Genomic DNA, 24,916 nt, shown 5'->3' with positions numbered 1-24,916 from the left:
GATACCGGGCAGCGGTTCGAGGTCAGGCGATGCGGTCGTCAGGCAGTTCCAGCAGCTCTTCGATCACGCGGCAGGCGGGGCCGGTGCGCTGCCACGAGTACCGCGTCGGCACCAGGACGTTGACCTCGTCCGCAGGCATCCTCGTTGCGATCGCGTCGTTCTCGTCATGCAGACGGACGATGTCGATGACGTTGTCATGGGCGCGGACACCCACGACGGCGGCGAGCTCACCTTTGTGGTCTCGCGGATAGAGGAACTGGAAGCCTCGCAGGATCAGCGCGTTGAGCCGGACCGTGGCGCTCGCTGCGGCGTCACGCGACAAAGTCATCGAACTCTCCCTCCTTCGCACCCGCCAGAAAGGCCGCGACCTCCGCGGTGGTGAGTATCAGCGCGGGGCCCTCCGGGAAGCGGGAATTCCGCACAGCGATGTGGCCGCCGTCGAGCTGGGCGAGTTCCATGCAGTTGCCGGTCGCACCGCTGTGCCTGCTTTTCCGCCACATCGCCTCGGGCACCAGGGCGGCCGACATCCCACTGTGGATCGCATCTCTCGTAGTCATTCCGCCTCCCCAGGGACGGTGCATCTGCACGTGCATCTGACCGTGCACGCACGGTAGCAGAAGCACTTGCACGGGTAAATGCACGTGCAGATGCACGCTCGATGGGGTGACCGCGGAGCTAAAGCTCGGCGAGACGCTTGGTCAGCACCTGACGTGTGTGATCCGGCGTGTGGGCGTCGATGGTCAGCCGGTCGAACATCCGGCCGTACAGCTCGAGTTCCTTGCTTCGGTCGAGATACAGAGCACCGCCGCCGTGCTCGATGTAGACGATGTCCGGCAGTTCCGGCTCGTCGAACCGCAGCATGGCGAACGAGCCCTCGGCCGCGTAGCCGCTCAGGGAGTACGGCAGAACCTGCAGGGTGATGTGCTTCTGCTTGGTGACGGTGAGCAGGTGTTCGAGCTGACCGCGCAACACCGACACGCCGCCGATCGGCCGATACAGCACCGACTCGTCGATCACCGCCCACAGGCGGGGTGCGCCGGGCCTGGCCAGGATCTGCTGCCGGTGCATGCGCAGGGTGACGCGCTGTTCGACCGCCTTGTCCGCGACTTCCGGGCGACCGCGGCTAGAGATGGCCCGTGCGTAATCCTCAGTCTGCAACAGGCCGGGCACGAACTGCAGCTCGTAGGTGAGGATTCTCGACGCGGCTTCTTCCAGGCCGACGTAATCCTGGAACCAGTCCGGCATCAAGTCGGTGTAGCGATGCCACCAGCCTGGCTGGTTCGAGCGAGCGACCATCTCGAGAAACAGGTCCCGATCCGCCTGGCCGGTGATCCCGTACATGGTGAGCAGATCGGCGACATCGCGGTCCTTCAACCCGACACGGCCGAGCTCCAGCCGGCTGATCTTCGACTCGGATCCGCGGATTGCGAAACCCGCTTCACTGCGCGAAATTTCCGCAGCCTCACGGAGCCTGCGCAACTGAGCGCCGAGCACGATGCGCAGCGCCGTCGGCCCACCAGGCCGTGCGTTCGCCGAGGAGTTGGAGTCAGCAGTCACCATCAGGGCTCCTCTTTAGCGTTCCGGCCTCGCGCGCGCCAGTGCAGGTAGAACAGTCCACCCGAAAAGCGGTTGCCCAGGAACCATCGGCGCTGAGTTGATCACTGTACGTGCACTGCAGAACATTCACGCATTTGGTCCATGTCCACGCCCTGGGCGCCGTGTGATCTGATGCACAGGCGCCGTACCCTGTCTATGCCTGTGAGGTTTGTGATGCCCGAGACCGATGTGCCCGTCTACATCGACACGACCAAGGCGAGTATCGCCAGGGTTTACGACGCTTTCCTGAACGGCAAGGACAACTACGAGATCGACCGTGAGGTGCTGCGGCGGGTGCAGCAGGTCGCGCCGGAAGCGCGGACCCTCGCGTTCGACAACCGCAACTTTCTGATCCGTGCCACCCGCTTCATCGCCGGCCAGGCGGGCATCACCCAGTACCTCGACTGCGGATCGGGTCTGCCCACGGCGGAGAACACCCATCAGGTGGTGCAGCGGATCCAGCCGGAAGCGCGCGTGGTGTACATCGACAACGACCCTGTGGTGCTCGCGCACGGCCGGGCGTTGCTCGAGGAGAACGACCAGACGCACTTCTCGGCCGCGAACATCTTCCACCCCCGTGAGATCCTCGAGGATCCGATCGTGCGAAAGCACATCGACTTCACGGAGCCGATCGCGTTCTTCCAGCTCGGTACTTTGCACCACTACGATGGTGAGATCAGCCCACAAGAGATCATGCGCGAGTACATCGACGCGCTGCCGTCGGGTTCCTACGTGGCACTCAGCCACTTCCTCGATCCGCAGACCGCTGAGCACAGCGATCTCGCCCGTCGCATGGAAGACACGTTCCTGCACAGCCCGATGGGCACCGGCCGTTTCCGCACCCGCGACGAGATCGAGGGCATGATGGCCGGACTCGAACTAGTCGACCCCGGCCTGACGCTGTGCGCGGACTGGTGGCCGGACGGTCCGCGCATCACGCCACTTCCCCCCGTGTCGTACTGCATCGCAGGCGCTGTGGGTCGCAAGCCCTGACCCCGGCGGTTGGCGGCGAGTCACCGTCCGAGGCCACGTTGCCGGCAGGTCAGCTCCGCTGGCGCTGCGGGGGATTGGTTGAAACGCACGGTGGCAGGCTCGGGGTGCCCCGGATCCTGGTGGCGTGGGCTGCTTGGTCACGTGGACAACACGGGTCTGGCGGTCGCCGATGCCGCGGAGCCAGCTGGATTCTTCGGCCGGAAGGCGAGTAGGTGAGTTGCCACGGTGCTGAGGCTGTCGGCGTTGGTGGAATGCCGGGCCGGGAGCGTTGATCGACGTGGTGTTCGGCCCTCATGACATGTTGGAGCCGAGTAGAACACCGTGCGGTGCGAAGGACGCGGAGCACACGGCATCCTCCTGTTCACTCGACGGCGGAGCGGCGTCGTGCCACCCGCATCTTCGGAGGGGCAGCGAGTACAGGTATGCCGTGTGAGGTGCCGAGGCCGGTTACCGCGAGTTCGTGACCAAGCGGCGCATGTGGAAGTTCGGTCTGGAGCCGGACGACGTGGCGGAGTTCGTTGAGACGTTCGGATGGGTCCAGGTGGAGCAACTCGGTCCGCGGGAGTTCTCCACTCGTTATGTGGAACCGTCTGGCCGCAGATTGCCGGTGTCGAAGATCGAACGCACGTGTACTGCGTGAAGGTCGGGGCAGCTTGTCGAGTCATATCCTGACGGAGGTCGCGCGACTGGCCACCCGTGCCGGGGTGATCGACTAAGGACGACTTGTCCGCGAGCTTGCCGCGGACCACCTCGCCGAGCACGTTCAACAGAGGCTGAGCGTGTCCGTTCGTGACGCTGCCGCGGCCGAGAATGCTTTGCTGTCAGCGGGTTTCCGCGCCAGAAGGGGCGAGGGCGACCAGATCGTACTGACCGCTGCTCAGTTGGTTCGCGAGCCGGAACTGGTGGTCACCACGCTCGTCGCGGCGGGTTGTCCGCCGTAGCGCCTGGTCGTCGATCACGAACCATGCCCGCACCGGCCGCTCAGTCCGGATGCGCGCACCCGCGACCCACCGCCACACCGTGCGCTCCGCCGCGCCGGCCGCCGAGATGTTGCACCGCATCCGCCCGCACGTCATGAGCGAGTTCGACCCGGTCGAATGGTTGCGGCTGCTCGGAATCGGCCTGGGCACGGCAGCCAGCATGGTCGTCTCCACATCTACCTCAGTGTGAGCGGGGGTTGCTCGTTTGACTGGGCGTCGCGCTTCACGTAGCCCGTCGAGCTTCTCCCGCCAGCCAACGGGATCCACACCCGCCGCGGGGTCTACGCCGGCGCCCGCGCGACCACCACCTGATCTTGAGTTGTCCACACAACTACTCATGATCGTTCGCTGGCCGCGCTCGTCTTCCAACACTCCTTTGCCGGTCAAGACCACAAAGTCCGGCTCGAGTACCAGACTCTCGGCAATTTACTCGCGAATATGAAGCGACAGATTCGAGCGAAGTCTGTCGAATCGAGCACTGTTGGGCCGAATCGCGGCCGTGGGGGTCATGGTGATTTCATCGACTGTCGCCGTTGGCGCGTCACAGGCGCAATTCTCGGCACGCCAGCTCACTTCAGGCACTCAGCCGGGCCGGCTGCGTGCGGTCGGGCTTCCGGCGGGGTTGCGGTCCAGGTATGTGGTGATCGTCGCGATGAGGGGTGAGGCTCACCACAGGGCCGGCCAGCAACTGGAACAAGGCGTAGCCGCGGTCTGCGGGTTGCCAGACAGTCGCGCGCCTGGACGCTGACCGCCCGCAACATGGTGCTGATACCCGCGCCATTGCGGCACTGATGCGGCTACGACGCCGGCGACGCGGTACTGGTGGTGGCGGTGCCGTGGATGTCCGCCGTGGTACTGCACAGCCTCGAGACCCTGGACCAGGCGCTACCCGATCCCAGAAGGGATCGTGGAGCGGATGCGTCCACCGGTGCGCTGCCTGGTCTCGACGTTTCGACGACCGCCGACTCTGCTGACGATGGCGAGCTCTCATCCGGGCGTGGGCTTCATGTCGGCAGCCGGGCCGATGATGCGGCACTTGAACATGGAGCCGGAAGAACTCCTGGCTGCCGTGCTCCCGCAGAACATACCGACCTTCGAGCAGTTCATGCCCTCGTGCGTGACGCAGCGCCTCCGGCGTCGCGGGTCATCTACCACGCCTACTGAACACGATCGTCACATGCTGGGGCACGCGCGGGCTGCACGAGCCGACCCCGCGCGATGTGGACGAACTGTACGAGCACGTCCGCGTCATCGCGCAACGACGCCGGAACCACGCCGACGGTGCCGGCGCGGTACATCACACGTAACGCGCTGCTGCGCGTGTACCGGTTGGCGATGGATGAAGGGATCTTGTCGTCCGGGCAGAACCTGATGTCGAGGATGCCCAAACCGCAGGTCGGGGCGCACGGGTGAGGTGCTGGAGGACGACGGTAAGGCGAGGTGGTGCGCCGGGCCGGGAGGGGACATGGCGGTCAACCGCGGGGTCATCGCTGTTGAGGGCTGGTCTGCGAAGCGGTCAGGAGGTCACGGCGAGGCCTTCGGGCTCACGGCCGATCGGCACCGTGGTGACCAGCGTCCCGGTGCCCGCATCGATGATCGACATGAGCCCGGCAGCGGAGTTGGTCACGTAGACGAAACTGTCGTCGGGGCTGGCGGCCGTTCCCTCGGGCTGCTGCGCCACCGGGACAGCGGGAACAACCGGGTCGCCGGATCGGTCGAGAACGGTCACCGTGTCCGATCCCGCATTTGCCACGTGCACCCGACCGCGTGGGGTGACCGAGACCCCCATCGGCGACTTGCCGACGGTCGTCGACTTGATCGGGTCGAGGTCGCGCGCGTCGATGACGGTCACCGTGTCCGAGCCGGTGTTGGCCACGTACACCCGGTCGCCGCTCGGACTCGTAGCCACACCGGCGGGGAAACGGCCCACAGGGACGGTGGCGATCGGTTTCTGGCTCTTGGTGTCGATCACCGTCATGCTCTGGGCGCCGTTGTTGGTGACGTAGACGCGCTTGCCGTCCGGGCTTGTCACCGGTGTGTGCGGGAACCTGCCGACTGGAATCTCCAGCACGGCCGCGTTGGTCCGCACGTCGATGACGGTGACGGTGTTCGAACCGAAGTTGGTCACGTAGGCATGGGTGGAGGTGACGGCGACGCCGAACGGGTGCTGCCCGACCGGCACGGTGGCCACCACCTTGTACGTCCTGGCGTTGATCACCGAGACCGTGTCGGACAACTCGTTGGTCACGTACACCAGATCGCCGTCCACCGCGACGCCCACCCCGACCGGTGAGTGACCGACCGGCACTGTCGCCACCACCTCACCCAGTCGCGTGTCATAAACGGCGGTCACGTCAGCACCGCTGTTGGCGACGAAGACCTGGACACGCGGCGGGTAGCGCAGAGCGGACACGGGCGCTGGTGGCATGAAGAACACGATCACCATCGCGATCACGCCTATTCGCGTGAACCGCTTACGCTTGATAGTGGAAGCACACAACTGTGAGTAGAGTTTCAGCTCGGCTACAAACTCCATCAACAACCTCCTCGATTACTGGTGATCATGCGAAACGTGCCGAGCTGAACGCGGAGAGTCCTCCGGACCTGCCCGCTCGTCACCGCGCTCGTGGCGCTGGAGCAGATGGAGGGGCGTCGATGACCAAATTGCTCCATGCTCGCCGCTGACACTAATGGCCTAGTCATCGGCTCCGCTGAGTGAAGTGGGCGGGAGTACCTCGTCAGAGCGACGTGTTCGCGCGAACGGGTTGAACAGTGTTTTCCCGCCGTCGGCCGCCCTTTCAGGTGGAATGCGGGGGCGGCCGAACGCGCGCTTCGCCCTCGCCACCGTCGGCCTGAACCCGGTCAGACCCAGCTGCTCCACACCGACGGCCTGACCGAGGCCAGTGCCGGTGACGGCGAACTGCTCGACAACGAGGGTGTCGACGCAGTGCAGGGCGCGCACCGGTCCCGCAGCGGCTGCCGTCGTGGCCGACCGTCGCCTTCCGCGCCGCTCCTTCCCATGGCATCGATGACGACGTCGCAGCCGGCACACACAGACTTCCGGAGCAGCTCCCAGGGGCTGAGGAGGTCGACGTCGGTGTGGCGACATGCCGGCAGGGGCATCGATCGATGCTCTCAGGCGGCCGGCCTGCCGCCGACCGCGGCCCGCACCGGACCGCGGTCGCGCAGAAGTTCGAGGCGCTGAGCTGGGAACGGTCACGGGTGCCCACTTGCGGCAGATCTGCATAACCGCCGTGTCGGAGGTCGTGATCCGTGCACGACATGGCCCACTGCCACAGTTGGCTTCTGGAACGATCTAACGCCTCCTCAGTGCCCAGAACGGGACCAGCTGGTCCACCACGTAGAGCTTGTTCTGGCGACCGTCGGCATAGCCGATCGCGTAGTTGGCGACGCCGAGCCCTCGCCCTCCGCGGCGGGGAACCGCCCGTGGAACACTCCTTTGACCGTGCCGGGCAGGTCGAGCCCGGTAGGAATGACGCAGCAGGGACGTGATGGCGGCGCTGGCCGACCTCGGTGAGATCGCCCGCAGCGCGCAGTCGAGCCTCAGCCGCGACGTCGCGCTGAAGGTGCTGTTGATGTTGACCTCAAGTGCTCTGCTGCACCACGACGATGACGAGCCGTACGCGGCTCGTCGCGCGTGACCTGACATGGCGGCCGTGGTTCAGCCTTGTCGCCCCAGAACCCGTCTTCTGGTGTGGTCGATCTGCGCCGTGCCGCACTGCCCGGCGCCTGGAGAATTTGATCTTCCATAGCTCGGAGTCCTTTGTGGACTGGGGGTCAAGGGTCGCAGGTTCAAATCCTGTCGTCCCGACGGTCGTGAAAGGCCCTCTGATCGTGGCATAACGCCTGATCAAAGGGCCTTTGCATGTCGTGATTCGCTCACGCCAGTGATCTTGCCGGGGGCCATTTGGGGACCTGAGTGACTAATGAGCGACAACGATCTAACTGGCCAGCGAGAAAATGTCGTTCATCGCGATGGCCGCGTGCATCACGGGCACGGTCTGGTGTTGGCGGAGGCATGTTCGACTCCCCTGCGGAGCCTCATAGACTGTTGTGCCGGTGAAAGAACGGCCCTACCGCTGTGTCGGGCCATTTGAGCTTACCCGCGTCGCGGAACTGCTTGGTCTCCAGTCTCATCCGTTGAGCGGACTTGCGGAGCGGGCCGAGGTCAAAGGCTTCGCCGAGGCGGCCAACGAGGTGGTTGAGGCCCTTGCCTGCGGAATCGCCGGTGCCGTCGAGGGCGGTGGCGAGTTCGTCGCAGGTGGTGTTGTCATGAGTCGTTGTCCTCGGGGACGTCGGTCTCGCGATGGCCGCGACGGGCGTCCCGGTCGAAGATGAACATCACCTCGCACGGGCGGCCTGCCGCCCCGATGGCATGCGGCATCATGGTCGGGAACTCGGCGGCACGATTGGTCTCGACGCGGAAGCTGCGGTCGCCGAGCAGCAGGGTCGCGGTGCCGGACAGCACTACCAGCCACTCCCTGCCGGGGTGAGCGCGCATCTTGGCGGGATTGTCCGGTGGTGGCTCGGTCAACCGCCGGCGCATGACGCTCATGGCGGGGTCGCCCTTGATCGGCCAGCTCAGGCCGTGGGCGCCGTGGTTCATCGGACTGATGACGACATCATCCGCCGCGTTCTCGACCAGCTGGTCGAGAGTGGTGTCCAAGGCGCGGGCCAGGGCGACTAGCTGGTCCAGTGCCAGGCGGCGCTGGCCGTTCTCGATGCGGCTCAGCGAGGACTGTCCCAGGTGGACTCGCTTGGCCAGTTCCTCCAGGGACAGGCCCTGTGCGACCCGCAGGGCCCGGATCCGTTTGCGCACGAGGCCGTCCAGCGCGCCTTCTTCTTGCGTCATAGGCAAGATGGTATGCCAGCCGCGCAAGTCCTGCTTACTCTCGTGGCAGATGGTCCTGGAACGGCTCGGGCCATGCACGACAGAAAGGACGCGCCGGGATGTCTGCACTGGCTTCCGAGTACGCGAGCGACGCGCTGACCGGCGAGACCGTGGACGTTGTGGTGGTCGGCGGGGGAGCGGCCGGCTTGAACGGTGCGCTGATGCTCGCGCGCTCTCGCCGCTCCGTCGTCGTGGTTGACAGTGGTAATCCTCACGACGCACCGGCCGAGGCCATGCACGGCTTCGTCGTGCTGGACGGTATGCCGCCCGCCGAGATCCTGGAGCGCGGACGCGAGCAGGTGCGCTACTACGGCGGCAAGGTCGTCTTCGGTGAGGTGGCCGCGGCGGAGCCCGCCGGGGCGTCGGACGACGGCGACCTGCGCTTCACCGTCACCCTGTCCGACGACAGGACCGTCACGGCGCGTCGGATCCTGGTGGCCACCGGTCTGCGGGACGTGCTGCCCGACGTGCCGGGGCTCGCCGAGCACTGGGGCCGCGGTGTCGCGCACTGCCACGGGTGGGAAGTGCGGGACGAGGCCATCGGCGTCCTCGCCACCGGCCCCGCGTCCGTCCGCCACGCCCTGCTGTTCCGGCAGTTGAGTGACGACCTCATCTACTTCACCCGCGACGGCGAACTCGACGAGAACACCCGCGAACGCTTTGCCGCCAGGGGTGTTCGCATCGTCGACATCGCGGTGGAAGAGGTCCTGGCGGGCGACGACGGCAGTGTCGCCGGCCTGCGCTTGGCCGACGGTTCGATCATCGCCAGGAGCATTCTCGCGGTCGCCAACCGGATGCAGGCCCGCACCGGCGGACTGGACGGGCTGAAGCTGCCGATGGAAGACCTGCCCGACAACATGGGCGCCTCCGCCGCGGCCGGTGCCCTGGCCGCCGCGCACATCAACTCGCTGCTCGTCACGGCCGACACCGACGCGGCGCTGAACCGCGTCACCACCGGCTGACCTGTATTTCCCCCAACCACTTCCGGCGTCTGGACATCGCCCGGCGCCGCGATCTCCCATGCCTTCGAGAGGAACCGATGAGCACCAACCAGCCCGCACAAGGGGTTGCCACACCGGACGCGGGTCAGCTGCGCACCATCCTCATCTCTGTGTCCATGTCATTGATGGCCGTCGTCGCCTCGGTCTCGGGCCTCAGCGTCGCGCAGACTCACATGGCCGTCGAGTTCGGGGCCTCGCTGGGCACGGTTCTGTGGATCATCAACATCTACACGCTGTCCCTGGCCGCGCTGCTGCTGCCACTCGGCGCGATCGGTGACCGCCTGGGGCGCAAGCCCATGTTGACCGCCGGGCTCACGTTGTTCGGCATCGCGAACGTGGTGGCGGCACTGTCCCCGAGCGCCGAGGTCATGATCGCGGCACGCGCGCTCAGCGGTGTCGGCGCCGCGATGATCATGCCGATCACCCTGGCCGTCATCACCTCCACCTTCCCCGAGGAACGGCGCGGCAAAGCCATCGGCGTGTGGACGGCCGTCGCGGGAGGCGGCGGCGTCCTGGGCATGTTCCTCTCCGCGTTCTTGGTCGACATCGCCGACTGGCGCTGGTTGTTCGCGCTCCCGACCGCGCTGATCGTCGTGGCGCTCGTGACGACGGTGAAGTCGGTGCCCAATTCCCGCGAGCGCTCGGCTCACCCCTTCGACACCGTCGGTGCGCTGCTCTCCACCGTCGCCGTCGTCGGCCTCATCTTCACGCTGCAGGAGGGGCCCGAACGCGGCTGGACGGCACCCGAGACGGTGATCAGCCTCGCCGTCGGCATCGTCGCCGGCATCGGCTTCGTGGTCTGGGAACTGCGCCGCCGCGACGCCTCCCTGTTGGACGTGCGCCTGTTCCGGGAACGCGGCCTGGCGAGCGGCTCGCTCACGCTGCTCGTGGTCTTCGGCGTCCAGGCGGGCATCGGCGTGGTGCTGTTCCCGTTCTTCCAGGCCGTGCTGGGGTGGTCGGGACTGCTGTCCACGGCGGCCCTGATGCCCATGGCGATCTCGATGATGCTGGCCTCCGGCCTCGCGGCCAAGCTGGCCGAGCGTGTTGGCTCCCGCGCGACCATGACCACCGGCGTCGCGCTGGCCGGTGCGGGACTGGTGTTCATGGGGCTGTTCGTCTCGGTGGAGGGCGGCTACTCGTCGATCCTGCCGGGGCTGGTCGCTATGGGCATCGGCATGGGCCTGTCGATGACGCCCTCCACCGAGGCCATCACCGGCTCCTTGTCGCGAGACAAGCAGGGTGTCGCCTCCGCGCTCAACGATGTCACCCGCGAGTTCGGCACCGCCCTGGGCATCGCGCTGCTGGGCGCGCTTCTGTCCGCCGGCTACCGCGACTCGATCGACGGCAAGCTGTCCGGTGTCCCCCGGGAGGCGGCAGACGTCGCCAGGGAAGGCGTCGCCAACGCCGTCGAGGTCGCGAGCAGCGCCGGCTCGCACGCGACACGGATCGCCCAGGCGGCCCGCGAGTCCTTTGTGGATGGATGGCAGCAGTCCATGTGGGCGGGAGCGGCCGTCATGGTGGTGTTGTCCGTCTACGTCGCCGTGCGAGGCCCGAAGAAGCAGGGGCGCTCCGCGGCGGACGACGCCGAGACCGCTCTCACGTCGAGCCGGGTCGAATCAGCCGCCCCCATCGCTGGTCAGCGGCACTGAAGGCACAGCCGGGCGATACGACGAGATCGGCATCCGCGCCGAACCGCGGCGGTACGGCTGGGGCTGGCTGCCGATCTGACGGGTGCGCCCCTAGGGCGTGTCCCGTAGGTCCGTTCGATGAGAGTCACGGTCGAGAGTCCCGGAGGCGGTGCCGCCGCAATGCCCTCGTACCGGGCGTATTCGGGCTTTGCGGCGGTGCCGTCTCCGGGGCCCTCGGCCGCGACTATCGCGGACGAGACTGACGGGACACGCCCTAGGCCGGTCGCCGTGGCGACTGATGATCGAGAGGCCGCCGTTCGGCCCAGTCGTACCACCGGCATCGGCGGTCGTGGTCGACGGTAACAATTCGGTTGAGCCGATGAACCTCGTCATACGTACTCCCGTACATGCGCCGCTTGAACGAGGAGTACGTATGACGCACCGCGTGACGGACAGACGGAAGTTTCGCCTGATCGCTTCGTTGTCGGCGGTGGCCGTGGTCGCAGCGGGTACCGCCACGGTGGCGTTGGCCGCCAAGAACGGTGAGCCTGCACCGCTCGGTGCGTTCGCGCCCATTGAGCGGGTCGCCAAGAACGTCGTCGAGCCGAAGGTCGGCAAGAACGGCGCCGGTGGCGTGTTCACGGTCGACTGCGGCACGAACGAGCAGGGCAAGTTCAGTGCCGACAACCCGGTCGCCCAGCCGGGTCTGAAGCACGGTGCCCAACACGTCCACGACTTCGTGGGCAACCTGTCGATCAGTGCGGAGTCGACCGACGAGAGCCTGGTCGACTCGGAGACGACCTGCCGCAACGGTGACCGCTCGTCCTACTTCTGGCCGGTCGTGCGCATCAACACCAAGGCCAACCCGCAGGACGTCGGCTCCAACCCCGACAAGATCAAGGAGAACGGCCCGGGCGAGGTCGCGTGTCCTGGGGTCTCCCAGCGCTTGCCCGCCGTTCCGCAGCGGGTGCGCGACGAGGTCACCCGCAACCTCCGAGAACTCGCGCAGCAGCTCAAGGAAGCCAACGACCGGGTGGCGCGCGCCCAGAACCCCGGCGACCCGAACTTCGTCAACAACACCGTTCTCGGCCCGCTGCGCAGCAAGCGGGTCGCCACCCTCGAACGCATCGCGAACGCCCTCAGCCGGTCCGCGCGCAAGCCGAACCTGACGCCGCTCGCCGACTGCGACCTGCGGTGGGGCCACGGCGGCGGTCAAGGTCACGGCAACCACTCGCCGAAGCCCCGCAAGTTCGCCGCGGACGGTGTTCTCCAGCAGGCCGAGCAGAACGGCGCCGAGCAGGACGCCGCCACGCCGACGATCAAGTGCCCGTCGGCGCGCGAGGCGCTGCCGGGCGTGCCGGACCAGGCTCTGGACGAGGTGGACAGCAACCTCGACCAGCTGGACAAGCAGATCGCCGAAGCCAACCAGCGCCTGGTGACCACCAAGGGGCAGGGCGGGGCGAACTTCATCGACAACGCGATCCTCGGGCCGTTGAAGGACAAGCGGGTCGCGACCCTCGACCGGATCGCGATCGCGATCGGCCGCAACGCCGAGAAGCCGCAGGGGCTGGACCGCCTCGCGAAGTGCGGTCTCAACGAGGGCGACGAGGGCGGCAACGAGAACAACGGCGGCAACAACAACGGCGGGAACAACAACGGGGGCAACAACAACGGTGGTGCCACCACCACGACCGTCGCCCCGCCGCCCCTGGCCGCTCCCACCGGCAAGAACCTGGAACTCGTCGGCAACAACGGCAAGATCGTCCGGCCGGCCCAGGTGAAGATCGAGTACCGCGGCAACGCGGCCAGCAAGGTCACGGCCATGCCGAAGTTCCTGAAGATGGTCGTCGGTGACGCCAAGCCGACCAGCCGCGGTCCCGCCAACGCCCGCGCCACGTGGACCTGCAGCGGGTTCGAGGACCGCCTGTCCGACAAGTACGTGATCTGCCCGAACGGCAGCAAGGTCATGCGGGTGCACGACTTCGCGGGGTGCTGGGACGGCAAGAACGCCGACAGCGCCAACCACCGCGACCACGTCCGGTTCGCCGACAAGCAGACCGGCGCGTGCCCGCAGGGCTTCAAGGCCATCCCGCAGCTGCGGATCAGCATCTCCTACAACATTTCCCGCGACATCCAGCAGAAGGGCCAGTACCAGCTCGACGCGTTCCCGGAGGAGAACCACAACCCGTTCTCCGATCACAACGACTACGCCAACGTCAACTCCGACCAGACGATGGCGAAGATCGTGAAGTGCGTGAACGAAGGGCGCAAGTGCTCGTAACCGCCTCCTGACTCGACATCGGGGGAGCCTTCCCGGACTTCAGGTCCGGAGAGGCTTCCTCGTTGTCGTTGATGTCTTCACAAGCTGTCGACGTGCCTTCTGAGCGGCGCGGCGAGATCCGGGTGATCGCCCCTGTCGACGCGGTGCAGCAGCCGGGCGGCCACGTAGAACTGGGCGAGCAGCCCGGCGTCGGTCGCCAGCACGTCAGCGAACGTGTCGCGCACTCGCTCAACGGCCCGCGGTACGAGAAGGCTGTAGCTGAGCAGGGTGGCGGCGTCCGTTCCAAGTGGACCGCGACCCCACGACTCCCAGTCCAGCAGACCGAACTCAGGGCCCATCAGGTTCGCCCAGTGCAGGTCGCCGTGGACCGTTTCCCACTCGCGCACAACGGGGTTCACCGAGTTCCCGAACTGCTGCTGCATCCGGCCGGTGACCAAGGCTTGGTCCGCGTTGACGCGGTCGGTCGGCATCGCCGCGATCAACTCGCTAGTTCTGCGCAGGTCGGCCCACCACTGGTCTGGAAGGTCGGCCATGTGCCGCAGGACATCGGTGCGGGAGCACGGCGAACCTGGCACCAATGTCATCAACTCCGCACGCTGGTGCCTTCTGTGCTCCCACTCGAAGACATCGACGACGCGCGGCTTGGACAGGCCCGTGAAGGCGTTCGCTGCGAGATTTCCGGTCCAGAACTCACCTTCGATCCACTGCCTGTCCTCGGACACCACCCGCAACCACATCTGGTCGCCGATTCCTCGCACAGGCGCGCCGATCGACCGGTCCAGCCAGCCGAGCGAAGGTTCTCCGATGACGGTGAGCCTGAAGTGCGCCGCGGCGTGATCGAGGTTTTCGTGCATCCACTCCCGGAACTGCGCGTCGGCCTCGCTGAGCCGAGAGCTCAGCGAGTGGCCGCGGTGTGCGAGGACCGGTGAGCGGTCAGGTTGTTCTGACACTGGATCCCTTCACCTTGGGCGCATCGAGCATGCTCCGCTGTTCGTTCTAGTGCTTGGAGTTGCTCTAAGCGAGGCGCCGCAAGGTCATTACGTCCTTCGGGTAGGACGCACGCGGGCCGGTCAGGCGGGGAGCTGGTTGAGCTTGCGGATCTGCTGGTCGAACATCCGCGACGGGACGAGGCGCCGCATGGCGTGGACGCGCCCGGTCTGCGCGCCGGCGGGGTAGCGCAGCTTCGGCTTGGCGTCGGTGGCGGCCGCGACGATCGCCTTGGCTACGACGGCGGGGTCGTCGCCGGCCTTGACCGCTGCCGCCATCCGCTGGTCGAAGGCTCGCCGGTGCTCGGCGTAGACCTCCAGTGGCTGGTCGGGCTGCGTGGCGTTGGCCTCGAACGAGGTGTTGGTCCACGAGGGCTCGACCAGCAGGACGCGGACGCCGTACTCGCGGACCTCGTGGTCCAGGGACTCGGAGTAGCCCTCGACGGCGTGCTTGGACGCGGCGTAGACGGCCATGTAGGGCACGGGGATGAACCCGACGACGGACGAGATGTTGATGATGCGGCCGCTGCGCTGGGCGCGCATGTGCGGCAGGACGGCCTTGGTCATGCGGATGACGCCGAAGACGTTGATGTCGAAGACGTGCTGGTCCTGGGCCATGGAATTTTCCTCGGCGGCGCCGCCCGCGCCGAACCCGGCGTTGTTGACCAGGACGTCGATGCGGCCGAACCGGTCGATCACCTGTCCGACCGCGGAGGTGACGGACTCGTCGCCGGCCACGTCGAGGTCGAGGAACTCCACGCCGCGCAGCGGGGCGACCTTCGACGCGTCCCGGCTCGTGCCGACCACGTCGTACCCGGCCTCGGCCAGCGCGAGGGCCGCGGCCCTGCCGATGCCGGAGGACGCGCCCGTCACGAGGGCTACCGGCTTGTTCGTCGTCATCTCGAACTCCTGACCCATGTGGACCGGCAACCCGATCGGTTTCATCAAAGTATCAGTTAGGAGATCGAGCAGCAACACGGAAGTATCAGTTAATGGGTTACTCGTAGCATGCCCGTATCCTCTGCGAGAGGCGGATGGCGAACCAGGCGGGAGACAGACATGGGCCGAGCACTGCGGGCAGATGCCGAGCGCAGTGTGCGTGCGATCCTCGAGGCGGCCGAGCGGGTGCTCGCCGAGGACGCGAACGCCTCGATGGAGCAGATCGCCGAGGCGGCCGGCCTGACCAGGATCACGGTGCACCGCCGGTTCGCGAACCGGCAGGCGCTGCTGGACGCGCTCGCCGTCTCCGCAAAGCAGCAGCTCGTCGACGCGATCGAGGAAGCCCGGCCGGAGTCCGCTCCCGCGCTCGTGGCGCTGTACCGGGTGACCGCGAACGTCATGAGGGTGAAGACCACTTGGCGCTTCACCCTCAGTCACGCCACGGCGCACACCGACGCCGCGGCGGCCCTCTGGGAGGAGATCAACGGCCACACGACGGACCTCCTCAACCGGGCCCGCGAGGAAGGGCTTCTCGCCCCCGAGGCGGACCTGGAGTGGACGCGGCAGGTGTACTACGCCCTCCTCAGCGAAGCCCTGAACAGGTCCGGCGTCGACGAGAGTCCTACTGCAGAGGACCCGGACGCGTTGGCCACGCTCGTCATCGACACGCTGCTGCACGGCGCAGGACCACGCAGCTGAGCCGGGAAGCTCATCCCAGCGCGGCGACTGTTGCGCAGCACGCCGCCAGGACGAGGCACAGCGGCGAGTAGATCCGCTGGTCGAGCCGGGCGAATTCGGTGTCCTGCCGTGACGACACCACCAGGCCGCCCGCGCCGCGCAGCAGGAACACCGCGGCCACGCCGGCCGTCCCCACGGCCGCCAGCCAACCGGGGCCTGGTACCGGCGCCACGCCCGCTCTGCCCGCGACGAGGTACGCGGCCATCCCGAGCAGCACCGCGACCGCGCCTGTCATCGGCTCCGTCGGCAGCTTCTCCACCGGCACGCCGACCACTCGGCTGGCGAACTCCTCGCGGGTGCGCAGAGGCCACGGCGAGAACATCCACACCACGTGCAGGACGCCGACCAGCGTCAACACCGCGGCCGTGCCCAGACCCAACACCGTCATCGTGCGCCTCCAACGTTCCGTACAGCCCTGCACGGTCGACCGTACAGTACTGTATGGACGTGGCTCGGCTGTCGAAGCAGGACTGGCTCACCGCAGCGCTCGTCGCCCTGGCCGAGGGCGGTGTGAGCGCGGTGGCCGTGGTGCCGCTCGCCCAGCGGCTCGGGGTGACGCGGGGCAGCTTCTACTGGCACTTCACCGATCGGACGGCGCTGCTGCGCGACGCTCTGGACTGGTGGGAGCAGGAGGGCACCGTGGCGGTGATCGATCGGGTGGCGGCCATCGCCGACCCGCGGGACAAGCTTCGTCAGCTCTTCCGGATCGCGATCACCGAGGATCCGGCGAGTGGGCTGGAACCCGCGCTGGTAGCGCATGCCGACGACCCGGTGGTCGCGCCGGTCCTGCGGCGGGTCACCGAACGCAGGGTCGCGTTCCTGGCCGAGGCCTACGCCGAGCTCGGACTGCCTCCGGTGCGGGCTCGGCACCAGGCTGTTGTCGCCTACTCCGCCTACGTCGGCTGGGTGCAGTTGCGACGGGCGACGCCCGACGTGCTGCCGGAGGTCGTCGACGACCCGGAGGCTCTGGCATACCTGGTGGACACCCTCACCAGCCTCAACGGGTGACGCTTCGCCGATGGCGCGCACGAGGGGGCGTCCGGATACGACAAAGCCCGGCCGGATGGTCCATCCGGCCGGGCTTTGGTGGTCCTTCGTGCCGCGGGCGGCAGTAAGGGACTAGGCGGGGACGATGTTCTCCGCCTGCGGGCCCTTCTGGCCCTGCGTGATGTCGAAGGAGACCTTCTGGCCTTCCTGGAGCTCACGGAAGCCCTGAGCGGCGATGTTCGAGTAGTGGGCGAAGACGTCGGCGCCGCCACCGTCCTGCTCGATGAAGCCGAAGCCCTTTTCAGCGTTGAACCACTTGACGGTTCCGGTGGCCATGGTGCACTCCAAGCATGAATTTGGCGCCCGCACTGTGCGGGGCCGTGTGATCCGTCATGGCCGGAGACGCTGAACAGCAAAACGCCCGTGACCTGCGATCACGGGCGAACGGTACTTCGGAACCATGACAGATACCACTACCGTACACCGGTGAGCCGCCACGTCCAGCACCGCCACGCCTAAACATCGAAGATCGTGTCGAAGATCGCGTTCCGATCGGGTGACGACGGCCGGTGCGCGGCCGGGCAGCGGGCAGCCGGCGGCGGGAAACGGGCAGGTCACGCTTTGCCGTGGCGGTCCAGCAGCGCGCGCAAGGCGGCCATCTCGGCGGCCAGCGCCTTGCGGCCGGCCGCCGTGACGCTGACCCAGGTCTTGGGCCGTTTGCCTTCATAACCCTTCTCGATCACCAGCAGCCCGGCCTCCTCCAGCACCGCGATGTGCCGCGAGAGGTTGCCGGCGGTGAGGTTCAGGGTGGACTTCAGGTAGGCGAACTCCACCCGTTTCACCTCGCCCGCGATGGTGAGGATGCCCAGTCTGTGCCGCTGGTGGACGACGTCGTCCAGCGCCGCTGTCGGGTGCTCCGTCACGACGAGGCCTTGCCGGCGGCGAGTGCGCCCAGTCCGCCGAGCACGAGCACGGTCGCGAGCAGCAGGACGCCCGTGGCGCCGCCCAGAGCGTCGTTGTCCATGGACGAATTGTTGACGATCAACGCGACGGTCGTGAACACCACCGCGATCACCGAGCACAACACGCTGCGCTCGATCCACGCCAGCGTCAGCAGGCCGGCCGCGATCGCCATGAACTGGGCGCCGCCGCCCATCCCGAGGTCGATGCCGACGTCGGGCAACTGCAGCAGCGACAAGGCGACCGACGCCAGCAGCAGGCCGACGGGGACGAACAGCGGCCGCATCCGCCGGGCGCGGAACGCGAGCACGGCGAGCCCCAGGAGCACCGCCATGACCATGGCGGCGACGTGGGGCAAGGGATAGAACAAGGTGTACTTGAGGATCACGCTCGTGCTCAGTGGAATGCCGAACAGCACCGCGATCAGGCCGAGCAGTGCGACCCGGACGTACGAGCCGGTCGGGGTCTCCACGCCGACGCGCCGGGCGCGCCAGCGGTACCACCACACCGTGGCGAGCACGGCCACGAGCAGCGCGCCCAGCCAGTAGAGCGACAGCGCGAGCGAGTGCACGACCTCTGTCTTCAGCGTGAGGTGAACCAGCGGGTTGATCCACGGGCCGGGTCCGCCGTCGACGAGGTGCTCGGTCGGGTGCGGATCGGCCTGGGAGAGCGGCAGCGAGAGCAGGGACAGGACTCCCATGAGCAGCAACGGGAACCAGTACCCGTGCCGGTCGTCCCGGGTGCGTTTGCGCAGACCCGCCAGTTCGTCGAGCAGTTCGCCCGGATCACTCGTCATCTCGTCCCCCAAACGTACCTGTGATGCAATCAGGTTTGCATCGCAAACCAGACTTGTCAACGGAGTCGCCGCGCGCCCGGTCAGTGGTGAGGGGTGGTCGTGCCGCAGGACTCCAGCGGCGTGCTGCTCCACGTGGTCCCCCGGAACGGTGGGTGACGCTCGTCGCCCTCCGCCGATTCGGGCTGAAGAGGGCTCAACGCCTAGGGTGCTGCATGTGTCGCAGTGCGGCCTCGCCCGGTTGCCTGGGTGCTTCCACGAGCGCGGTCGCTACCGGGGACAATTGCCCCCGACCGTTCAGCTCCAGGAGGATTGTTGATCCACAAGTTCTCGGTTCGCTCCGCGGGGGTAGCGGAGCCCGACATCCGTGAGCTCGGCCGATCGTGGGAACTCGACGACCTCGAGGTGTGGCGCGACTACTACGTCGAGTTCGAGACCTCGCCCGGCGCCGCCGCGCTCGCCGAGGTGGCCGCCGTGCTCGGTGACCAGCTCGACGTCGAGGTCTATCTGGACCAGCCGCTGGACGCGGGTGCCGTCCAGGTCGCCTACAAGCGCGGTGTGGTCGACAACGAGAGCGACTCGATCATCACCGTGTGCGGGCTGCTCGGCGTCGAGGCCAAGGCCGGCAAGGTCGCCACCAGCTACAGGTCCGCGTCGCCGCGGCTGCGGGACCTGGTGGTCTCCACGCGGTTCAACGCGACCATCGAAGAGCTGCACGACGAGGAACCGCACTACGACACCCTCGTGCCGCAGGGCCACTACGAGTCGGCGGTGCAGTACGACCTGCGCGGGCTCGACGACGCGGCGCTCGCCGAGCTCGGCACGGCGGGTGGGCGCAACCTGTCGCTCGCGCAGATGAAGCACGTGCAGCACGTGCAGAACGCGCTCGGGGACGAGTTCGTCACGGACGTCCTGCTGGAGGCGCTCGACGCCCGGTGGAGCGACCACTGCGCGCACACCACGTGGAAGTCGCTCGGCAGTCTGCTCGGGCGGCTCGTCCAGGCCGCGAAGGACGTCGACAACCCGAACGTGCTCAGCATGTTCCACGACAACGCCGGCGTCTGGGACTTCTACGACGGCCACGCGATCGCCATCAAGGCCGAGACGCACAACGGGCCGTCGGCGATCTCCGGCTACTTCGGGCAGCTGACCAAGCTCGGCGGCGTGCTGCGCGACATCCTCGGCACCGGGCTGAGCGCCGACCCCATCGGCAGCTTCGAGTACACGGCCATCGGTGAGCCCGAGGCGCCCGCGCCCATCAAGGGCCGGCCGGACGCGCGCAGGCTCGCCGGCGAGACGATCCGGGCGATCAAGGAGTACGGCAACACCTTCGGCGTGCCGATGATGTCGTCGCGCATGACGTTCCACCCCGCCTACCGCGCCAAGCCGTTCGCGCTCGGCGGCAGCATCGGCCTGCTGCCCGTGTCGGCGGCGCAGCGCGGCACGCCGCGGCCCGGTGACTTCGTGGTGCTCATCGGTGGCCTGACCGGCAACGAGGGCATCCACGGCGCGTCCGCGAGCTCCGCCGGTGCCGTCATGGACACGGCCGCCGTGCAGATCGGCGCGCCGCTGGAGCAGGTCAAGTTCCGCAAGGCGCTGATCGAACTGCGCGAAGCGGGCTGCATGAGCGCGCTCACCGACGTCGGTGGCGCGGGCCTGAACAGCGCCGTCGGCGAGATCGGCGAGGCGTGCGGTGTCTGGATCAACACCGCGCTGGTGCCGCTGAAGACCGCGGCGTTGCCGATGTGGCGGATCCTGCTGTCCGAGTCGCAGGAACGCATGCTGCTCGCCGTGCCGCCGGAGCACCAGGAGCGGGCGAAGAAGATCCTCGACCGCCACATGGTGCGTTCGACGGTCATCGGCCGGTTCGCGGACACGGGTCGCTACCACGTGTTCCACGCCCCGGACCTGACCGAGGAGGCGCTGATCGCGGGCGCCCCGGACGTCGTGCCCGCCCACCAGGGCGAACTCGGCTTCGACGTGGCGTACGACCTGCTCGACATCGAGGTCGAACGCCAGGAGGTCGGCCCGCCGCCGCGCCCGACGGGTGTGCCCGAGTGGCCGGAGCTGGCGCCCACGCAGCTCGCCGGGCTGCTGGAGGAGGTCGTCGCCGACGTGGAGGTCGCCTCGCAGCACTTCGCCGACTCGCAGTACGACTCCACGGTCCAGGGCAACTCCTGGTACGGCCCGCACTACGGCACCGAGCACTCGGTCCGCACGGCCTACTGGGCGGGCACGCCGGTCGCGGGTTCGCCCGCCGCCGCCGTCGTGAACACCGCGTTCAACCCGTGGATGTTCGAGGCCGACCCGGTCGCCGCGACGCGCCAGATGTTCTGCTCGGTGCTCGCGGGCCAGGTGCTCGCCGGCGTCGCGGTGAACGACGTCTGCATGTGCGACAACTTCTACACCCCGCACCTGTCGCCGCACTGGCGTGAGTGGCTGGTCGGCATGGTCGACGAGCTCGCCGTGCTGGTCCGCCACTTCGGCGTGCCGCTGATCTCGGGCAAGGACTCCTCCGCGGGTTCCGTGCACACCGACGAGGGCCTCGTCAGCGTGCCGCCCGCGGTGTTCCTGAGCGCACTGGGCAAGGTGCCGCACACCGACGCCCTGCTGCGCGAGCAGTGGACCACGCCGGGCAACGTGCTGGTCCGCGTCGGTCTGGCCACGAGCTCCCCGGTCGGCACGGTCGCCGCCCGCAAGCTCAGCCTGCCGGCCGGCGCGCTCGACGACCTGGCACTGTCCGATGTGGACAGCTACCTGGGCGCGCTCACCGCGAGCAGGAACCTGTTGCGCAGCGGTGCCCGCATCGGTGCCGGTGGTGTCGCGGCGACGCTCGCCCAGGGCGTGCTGGCCAGCGGCATCGGCGTCAAGCTGGAGTCCGCGACCACCGAGTCGCTCTTCGCCGAGCACCGCGTCGGCGCTGTCGTCGAGGTCGCCCCCGACGACGTCGCCGCCCTGCCCGCCGAGCTCAGCCCTGTCGTCCTCGGTGTCCTCGAAGGCACGCTGGAGGGCACCGGAATCGTGCTCGACGGCATCGACCTGTTCGCTCCGGCCGCGCGCGACGGCTGGCTCAACTCGTTCACGGCGAGGATCGCATGAAGCCGACCGTCAACGTCCTGTACCTGCCCGGCACCAACTGCCAGGAGGAGACCGTCCGAGCGTTCGCCGAGGTGGGCGCCGAGCCGCGGATGCGGTTCGCGGCCGACCTGCTGGCGGGCACCGAACGGCTCGACGACGCCGACATCCTCTGCATTCCGGGAGGGTTCTCGTTCGGCGACCACCTCGGCGGTGGCGCGGTGGCGGCGGCGTTGCTGCGCAGCCACCTGGCGGACCAGTTCGAGGCCTGCCGCACGCGTCCGCTGATCGGCATCTGCAACGGCTTCCAGATCGCCGTGCGCGGAGGTTGTTTCGGCAAGGTCGGCCTGAAGGTCAACAGCGCCGGGACGTTCCGCAACGAGGAGAACCAGCGGCACGTCGTCGACGGCGACAACGACAGCCCGTGGCTCACCGGCCTGGGCGGTCAGACGCTGACCTTCCCGTGCGCGCACGGCGAGGGCCGGTTCGACCCGGGCAGTGAGACCGAGGGGTACCGCGTCGCACTGCGGTACGAGAAGGGCTCCAACCCGGACGGGTCGTTCGAGGACATCGCGGGCATCACGAGCGCCGACGGTCTGGCGTTCGGTCTGATGGACCACCCGGAGCGGGCGATCGACCGCGAGGTCCGCCTGGCGTTCTTCTCCAACGGCGTGCGCGCGGTTCGCTAGTACGACTGGTGCCGGCCCTACCGCGAGCGCGGGGGCCGGCACCATGGTCGCGGCCTGCCGGCCACGGCAGGTTGGTGATCATGAAGTCACTCCTGATCGCGGCCGTGGTCGCGCTTTCACCCTTACCGCCGCTGCAGCCGGAACTCCTGCGCGCGGCCATCTCCGACCTGGACAACCCGGCGGCGACGTCCGCGCAGCTGCGCGTGTCGGGCTCGGCGGGGTGCTGGTACGGCACCGCAGGCGTCGCGGACCGGCGGACGCAGCGCCCGGTCCGGCCGGACGACAGGTTCCGCATCGGCAGCGTCACCAAGGTGTTCGTGGCGACGGTCGTGCTGCAGCTCGCCGCCGAGCAGAAGATCGGCCTGCAAACGCCGGTCCGGCACTACCTCCCGGACCTGCCGCCGACGCTGGACGACGTCGAGGTCGGGCAGTTGCTCGACCACACCAGCGGAATCCCGTTCGAGGTCGGCTTCCCCGACCTGAGCACACCGGAGAAGGTCCTCGAACACCGCTACGACCGGTACGCGCCGGACCAGCGCCTGAAGATGATCCCCGCCACCGAGCCGAAGTTCACCCCTGGCACGCAACAGGAGTACCGGGGCATCAACTACGTGCTCGCCGCGATGATCATCGAGAAGGTCACCGGCCACGGCTACGGTCACGAGGTCGACAAGCGCATCGCGCGTCCCCTCGGGCTCACCAGGACGTACGTGCCCGGCCGCAACGAGACGAGCATCCGCGGGGCGCACGTCCACGGGTACCTGGACGTGCCCGGCCGGGGCCTGGTCGACGTCTCCGACTTCAACACGTCGAAGTCCTACGGCGAGGGCGACATCATCTCCACGACCGGTGACCTCACCCGGTTCGCCGAGGCGCTGTTCGACGGCGACCTGCTGCCGCCCGCCTTGCGGGAGAAGCTGTTCACACTCCCGAACGTGTCCATGGTGGACGGTCGGCCCGCCGCCTACAGCACCGGGCTGCAGACGTTCACCATCAACGGCGTCACGGTCTGGGGGAAGACGGGGGAGCAGTACGGGTACAACGCGGGCCTGTTCTCGACGCGGGACCAGCAGCGGCGCATCGCGTACTCGTTCACCCCGACGGCTCGCGACGCCGCGCAGCAGCTGATGACGCTGCGGATCGCCAACGCCGTCACCAGCCCCCCAGCTGATCGGCCTTGACGCCGGCACCGGGGTGGCGTGGCCCCGCCCCCCGCCGGGGCCACGCCGGGCATCTACAGCCGCACCAGGCTCGACGGTCGTCGTGGCGGTGCGGCGTCCGCGGCGGGCAGCTCGTCCGGCAGCCAGGACCGCAACGCCCTGCCGAACATCAGCAGCGTGCGCCAGGTGTCCCAGAGGGCGATCAGCGACGCCGACAGCACCACGGCGACGGCGACGGCCAGCACGCCGCGGGCCTCCACCAGCACGATGACCGCCACGATCGCCCACAGTTGGACGACGGTGAAGACGACGGTGAGCACGACCTGCTCCGTGTGCTTGCGACGCGCCCGCAGGACCTGAGTGCGCGAGTCGGGGTCGGGCAGTGAACGGCGCTTCATGACGGCTCCTGCGGGCTCGGCGAACTGAGCGTCCAGGAAATCGTCACGGGCGGCGGATGTCTGCGTCAGATGCCACACAGCGTCAGATCCCGCAGACGGCGCGCAATTCTTCCTCACGAAGAATTTCTATGCCGTTGCGGCGGGTCAGGATGATTCCTCCTTCGCGCAGGACTTTCAACGTGCGGGCGAGCGTTTCGCGGGAAATGCCCGCAATTCCGGCCAGCTCGCGCTGGGAGAGCGGCACCGTCGCGATCAGGTCGTCCGCCTCCCGGTGCGCGAGGTCGAGCAGCATCGCGCCCACGCGGTGCAGCGACGGGCCGGTGCGGAGGTCCTGCTGGCCGACCATCGCGCGCTGGCGGGACGCCACGACGCGCAGCATCGCCCAGGTGATGCCGGGTCGCACGTGGCACAGCGACTTCAGCGCACGAGGGGAAATCACCAGGCCACTGACGTCGTCCACCGCGGTCAGGGTCGCGGAACGGCGGCGGCCGTCCACGGCGGAGAGCTCGCCGATGATCTCGCCGGGGCCGCGGACGGCGAGCACCGTCTCCTCGCCGGTGACGGTGAAGCGGCTCACCCGGACCCTGCCCCGCGACACCACGAGCACGTTGCGCGACTGGTCTCCCTGATGGCAGATCACCGAACCGGATGCAAATTCGACACGAGTCGCGGTGTTCCGCAACGCTGTGCGATCGGCCTCGTCGAGCATCCCCCAGAAAGACCGGTCGATCAGCATGCTCCTCATGATTCCGGCAACCGCGCGCCCCTGACTGCCCCGATTGATCTAAATCAGGCCGGAA

At 68.0% G+C, this 24,916-nt stretch carries 25 protein-coding genes; 11 read left to right on the top strand and 14 right to left on the bottom strand.

Translation table 11 applies throughout. The features are described 5' to 3' along the window. Positions 1-22: 22 nt before the first annotated feature. The 3 genes from AB0M48_RS05470 to AB0M48_RS05460 all read right to left on the bottom strand — a co-directional run bounded on the left by AB0M48_RS05470 (position 23) and on the right by AB0M48_RS05460 (position 1,560). On the bottom strand, positions 23-328 hold the full coding sequence (locus tag AB0M48_RS05470) for a hypothetical protein (protein ID WP_363836136.1): 306 nt from the start codon (positions 326-328) through the stop codon (positions 23-25). Continuing rightward, a complete protein-coding gene (locus AB0M48_RS05465; RefSeq protein ID WP_363836135.1) occupies positions 312-527 on the bottom strand; it encodes a DUF397 domain-containing protein in 216 nt (71 codons plus the stop codon). Before AB0M48_RS05465 ends, AB0M48_RS05470 begins: the two co-directional genes overlap by 17 nt. Before the next feature lie 148 nt (positions 528-675). Further along, positions 676-1,560 (bottom strand): helix-turn-helix transcriptional regulator, encoded by an 885-nt coding sequence (locus tag AB0M48_RS05460; RefSeq protein WP_363836133.1) that lies wholly within the window; start codon positions 1,558-1,560, stop codon positions 676-678. 210 nt (positions 1,561-1,770) lie between these two features. Between AB0M48_RS05460 and AB0M48_RS05455 the strand changes: the two genes are divergently transcribed. Both AB0M48_RS05455 and AB0M48_RS05450 read left to right on the top strand, forming a co-directional pair. Then, positions 1,771-2,589 (top strand): SAM-dependent methyltransferase, encoded by an 819-nt coding sequence (locus AB0M48_RS05455; protein ID WP_363836132.1) that lies wholly within the window; start codon positions 1,771-1,773, stop codon positions 2,587-2,589. Positions 2,590-3,049: 460 nt separating this feature from the next. Then, positions 3,050-3,229, top strand: a complete 180-nt coding sequence (locus AB0M48_RS05450; RefSeq protein WP_363836131.1) for a hypothetical protein — start codon at positions 3,050-3,052, stop codon at positions 3,227-3,229. Positions 3,230-3,410: 181 nt separating this feature from the next. On the opposite strand, the gene AB0M48_RS05445 is transcribed toward AB0M48_RS05450, so the two are convergent. Together AB0M48_RS05445 and AB0M48_RS05440 are read right to left on the bottom strand one after the other, a co-directional pair. Next, entirely contained in the window at positions 3,411-3,731 is a 321-nt protein-coding gene (locus AB0M48_RS05445) for a hypothetical protein (protein ID WP_363836129.1), read from the bottom strand. A gap of 1,354 nt (positions 3,732-5,085) precedes the next feature. Next, on the bottom strand, positions 5,086-6,015 hold the full coding sequence (locus AB0M48_RS05440) for a cytochrome D1 domain-containing protein (RefSeq protein ID WP_363836619.1): 930 nt from the start codon (positions 6,013-6,015) through the stop codon (positions 5,086-5,088). A 1,066-nt stretch (positions 6,016-7,081) separates the two neighbouring features. Here AB0M48_RS05440 and AB0M48_RS05435 point away from each other — a divergent pair. Beyond that, complete coding sequence (locus AB0M48_RS05435) at positions 7,082-7,231, top strand: hypothetical protein (protein ID WP_363836127.1); 150 nt, start codon at positions 7,082-7,084, stop codon at positions 7,229-7,231. Positions 7,232-7,860: 629 nt separating this feature from the next. Here AB0M48_RS05435 and AB0M48_RS05430 read toward each other — a convergent pair. Next, the gene (locus AB0M48_RS05430) at positions 7,861-8,442 is read right to left on the bottom strand and encodes an XRE family transcriptional regulator (protein WP_363836126.1); all 582 of its coding nucleotides are present in this window, start codon (positions 8,440-8,442) and stop codon (positions 7,861-7,863) included. 98 nt (positions 8,443-8,540) lie between these two features. On the opposite strand from AB0M48_RS05430, the gene AB0M48_RS05425 reads away from it, so the two are divergent. From AB0M48_RS05425 to AB0M48_RS05415, 3 genes are all read left to right on the top strand, one after another. After that, positions 8,541-9,443 (top strand): NAD(P)/FAD-dependent oxidoreductase, encoded by a 903-nt coding sequence (locus AB0M48_RS05425; RefSeq protein ID WP_363836125.1) that lies wholly within the window; start codon positions 8,541-8,543, stop codon positions 9,441-9,443. A 155-nt stretch (positions 9,444-9,598) separates the two neighbouring features. Further along, positions 9,599-11,131 carry an MFS transporter gene (locus AB0M48_RS05420; protein ID WP_363836617.1) on the top strand — a complete coding sequence of 511 codons (1,533 nt, stop codon included), beginning with the start codon at positions 9,599-9,601 and terminating at the stop codon, positions 11,129-11,131. 424 nt (positions 11,132-11,555) lie between these two features. Then, a complete protein-coding gene (locus AB0M48_RS05415) occupies positions 11,556-13,391 on the top strand; it encodes a DUF1996 domain-containing protein (RefSeq protein ID WP_363836124.1) in 1,836 nt (611 codons plus the stop codon). Between the two features lie 77 nt (positions 13,392-13,468). Here the strand turns inward: AB0M48_RS05415 and AB0M48_RS05410 are convergent, their stop codons facing one another. Together AB0M48_RS05410 and AB0M48_RS05405 are read right to left on the bottom strand one after the other, a co-directional pair. Then, positions 13,469-14,341: a phosphotransferase gene (locus AB0M48_RS05410; protein WP_363836123.1), complete on the bottom strand. Its 873-nt coding sequence runs from the start codon at positions 14,339-14,341 to the stop codon at positions 13,469-13,471. Positions 14,342-14,461: 120 nt separating this feature from the next. After that, positions 14,462-15,277 (bottom strand): oxidoreductase, encoded by an 816-nt coding sequence (locus tag AB0M48_RS05405; RefSeq protein ID WP_363836122.1) that lies wholly within the window; start codon positions 15,275-15,277, stop codon positions 14,462-14,464. Between the two features lie 159 nt (positions 15,278-15,436). Between AB0M48_RS05405 and AB0M48_RS05400 the strand changes: the two genes are divergently transcribed. Continuing rightward, on the top strand, positions 15,437-16,015 hold the full coding sequence (locus AB0M48_RS05400; RefSeq protein ID WP_363836121.1) for a helix-turn-helix domain-containing protein: 579 nt from the start codon (positions 15,437-15,439) through the stop codon (positions 16,013-16,015). Between the two features lie 10 nt (positions 16,016-16,025). On the opposite strand, the gene AB0M48_RS05395 is transcribed toward AB0M48_RS05400, so the two are convergent. Then, the gene (locus AB0M48_RS05395; protein WP_363836119.1) at positions 16,026-16,442 is read right to left on the bottom strand and encodes a DUF3995 domain-containing protein; all 417 of its coding nucleotides are present in this window, start codon (positions 16,440-16,442) and stop codon (positions 16,026-16,028) included. Positions 16,443-16,501: 59 nt separating this feature from the next. Between AB0M48_RS05395 and AB0M48_RS05390 the strand changes: the two genes are divergently transcribed. Further along, a complete protein-coding gene (locus AB0M48_RS05390; RefSeq protein ID WP_363836118.1) occupies positions 16,502-17,062 on the top strand; it encodes a TetR family transcriptional regulator in 561 nt (186 codons plus the stop codon). Positions 17,063-17,173: 111 nt separating this feature from the next. On the opposite strand, the gene AB0M48_RS05385 is transcribed toward AB0M48_RS05390, so the two are convergent. From AB0M48_RS05385 to AB0M48_RS05375, 3 genes are all read right to left on the bottom strand, one after another. Next, entirely contained in the window at positions 17,174-17,377 is a 204-nt protein-coding gene (locus tag AB0M48_RS05385; RefSeq protein WP_030475722.1) for a cold-shock protein, read from the bottom strand. A 278-nt stretch (positions 17,378-17,655) separates the two neighbouring features. After that, the gene (locus AB0M48_RS05380) at positions 17,656-17,964 is read right to left on the bottom strand and encodes a transcriptional regulator (RefSeq protein ID WP_363836117.1); all 309 of its coding nucleotides are present in this window, start codon (positions 17,962-17,964) and stop codon (positions 17,656-17,658) included. Continuing rightward, positions 17,961-18,797 carry a hypothetical protein gene (locus AB0M48_RS05375; protein ID WP_363836116.1) on the bottom strand — a complete coding sequence of 279 codons (837 nt, stop codon included), beginning with the start codon at positions 18,795-18,797 and terminating at the stop codon, positions 17,961-17,963. The genes AB0M48_RS05380 and AB0M48_RS05375 overlap by 4 nt, the downstream gene beginning before the upstream one ends. Positions 18,798-19,109: 312 nt before the next feature. Between AB0M48_RS05375 and AB0M48_RS05370 the strand changes: the two genes are divergently transcribed. The 3 genes from AB0M48_RS05370 (at position 19,110) to AB0M48_RS05360 (ending at position 23,739) form a co-directional block, all read left to right on the top strand. Further along, positions 19,110-21,893 (top strand): AIR synthase-related protein, encoded by a 2,784-nt coding sequence (locus AB0M48_RS05370; protein ID WP_363836115.1) that lies wholly within the window; start codon positions 19,110-19,112, stop codon positions 21,891-21,893. Then, positions 21,890-22,558: a phosphoribosylformylglycinamidine synthase subunit PurQ gene (locus AB0M48_RS05365; RefSeq protein ID WP_363836114.1), complete on the top strand. Its 669-nt coding sequence runs from the start codon at positions 21,890-21,892 to the stop codon at positions 22,556-22,558. The genes AB0M48_RS05370 and AB0M48_RS05365 overlap by 4 nt, the downstream gene beginning before the upstream one ends. 80 nt (positions 22,559-22,638) lie before the next feature. Further along, positions 22,639-23,739, top strand: a complete 1,101-nt coding sequence (locus AB0M48_RS05360) for a serine hydrolase domain-containing protein (RefSeq protein WP_363836113.1) — start codon at positions 22,639-22,641, stop codon at positions 23,737-23,739. A 53-nt stretch (positions 23,740-23,792) separates the two neighbouring features. Here the strand turns inward: AB0M48_RS05360 and AB0M48_RS05355 are convergent, their stop codons facing one another. Beyond that, positions 23,793-24,116 carry a hypothetical protein gene (locus AB0M48_RS05355; protein WP_363836112.1) on the bottom strand — a complete coding sequence of 108 codons (324 nt, stop codon included), beginning with the start codon at positions 24,114-24,116 and terminating at the stop codon, positions 23,793-23,795. A gap of 82 nt (positions 24,117-24,198) precedes the next feature. Beyond that, positions 24,199-24,852, bottom strand: coding sequence for a Crp/Fnr family transcriptional regulator (locus tag AB0M48_RS05350; RefSeq protein WP_363836111.1), 654 nt, complete (start codon positions 24,850-24,852; stop codon positions 24,199-24,201). Between the last annotated feature and the right edge of the window lie 64 nt (positions 24,853-24,916).

Origin of the sequence: Lentzea sp. NPDC051208 (assembly GCF_040682435.1) — a bacterium.
Classification (GTDB): Bacteria; Actinomycetota; Actinomycetes; order Mycobacteriales; family Pseudonocardiaceae; genus Lentzea; species Lentzea kristufekii.
Note: the sequence above shows the minus strand (reverse complement) of the source record. Positions and strands in the feature narration are given on the sequence as shown.

What these genes read in the sequence shown, in the direction of transcription:
- AB0M48_RS05430 (WP_363836126.1), bottom strand. Translation starts at nt 8,442, where the DNA reads ATGACGCAAGAAGAAGGCGCGCTGGACGGCCTCGTGCGCAAACGGATC.
- AB0M48_RS05445 (WP_363836129.1), bottom strand. Translation starts at nt 3,731, where the DNA reads ATGCTGGCTGCCGTGCCCAGGCCGATTCCGAGCAGCCGCAACCATTCG.
- AB0M48_RS05355 (WP_363836112.1), bottom strand. Translation starts at nt 24,116, where the DNA reads ATGAAGCGCCGTTCACTGCCCGACCCCGACTCGCGCACTCAGGTCCTG.
- AB0M48_RS05420 (WP_363836617.1), top strand. Translation starts at nt 9,599, where the DNA reads ATGTCATTGATGGCCGTCGTCGCCTCGGTCTCGGGCCTCAGCGTCGCG.
- AB0M48_RS05460 (WP_363836133.1), bottom strand. Translation starts at nt 1,560, where the DNA reads ATGGTGACTGCTGACTCCAACTCCTCGGCGAACGCACGGCCTGGTGGG.
- AB0M48_RS05375 (WP_363836116.1), bottom strand. Translation starts at nt 18,797, where the DNA reads ATGACGAGTGATCCGGGCGAACTGCTCGACGAACTGGCGGGTCTGCGC.
- AB0M48_RS05400 (WP_363836121.1), top strand. Translation starts at nt 15,437, where the DNA reads ATGGGCCGAGCACTGCGGGCAGATGCCGAGCGCAGTGTGCGTGCGATC.
- AB0M48_RS05385 (WP_030475722.1), bottom strand. Translation starts at nt 17,377, where the DNA reads ATGGCCACCGGAACCGTCAAGTGGTTCAACGCTGAAAAGGGCTTCGGC.
- AB0M48_RS05470 (WP_363836136.1), bottom strand. Translation starts at nt 328, where the DNA reads ATGACTTTGTCGCGTGACGCCGCAGCGAGCGCCACGGTCCGGCTCAAC.
- AB0M48_RS05360 (WP_363836113.1), top strand. Translation starts at nt 22,639, where the DNA reads ATGAAGTCACTCCTGATCGCGGCCGTGGTCGCGCTTTCACCCTTACCG.
- AB0M48_RS05365 (WP_363836114.1), top strand. Translation starts at nt 21,890, where the DNA reads ATGAAGCCGACCGTCAACGTCCTGTACCTGCCCGGCACCAACTGCCAG.
- AB0M48_RS05440 (WP_363836619.1), bottom strand. Translation starts at nt 6,015, where the DNA reads ATGGTGATCGTGTTCTTCATGCCACCAGCGCCCGTGTCCGCTCTGCGC.
- AB0M48_RS05455 (WP_363836132.1), top strand. Translation starts at nt 1,771, where the DNA reads ATGCCCGAGACCGATGTGCCCGTCTACATCGACACGACCAAGGCGAGT.
- AB0M48_RS05405 (WP_363836122.1), bottom strand. Translation starts at nt 15,277, where the DNA reads ATGACGACGAACAAGCCGGTAGCCCTCGTGACGGGCGCGTCCTCCGGC.
- AB0M48_RS05465 (WP_363836135.1), bottom strand. Translation starts at nt 527, where the DNA reads ATGTCGGCCGCCCTGGTGCCCGAGGCGATGTGGCGGAAAAGCAGGCAC.
- AB0M48_RS05395 (WP_363836119.1), bottom strand. Translation starts at nt 16,442, where the DNA reads ATGACGGTGTTGGGTCTGGGCACGGCCGCGGTGTTGACGCTGGTCGGC.
- AB0M48_RS05435 (WP_363836127.1), top strand. Translation starts at nt 7,082, where the DNA reads ATGGCGGCGCTGGCCGACCTCGGTGAGATCGCCCGCAGCGCGCAGTCG.
- AB0M48_RS05350 (WP_363836111.1), bottom strand. Translation starts at nt 24,852, where the DNA reads ATGCTGATCGACCGGTCTTTCTGGGGGATGCTCGACGAGGCCGATCGC.
- AB0M48_RS05425 (WP_363836125.1), top strand. Translation starts at nt 8,541, where the DNA reads ATGTCTGCACTGGCTTCCGAGTACGCGAGCGACGCGCTGACCGGCGAG.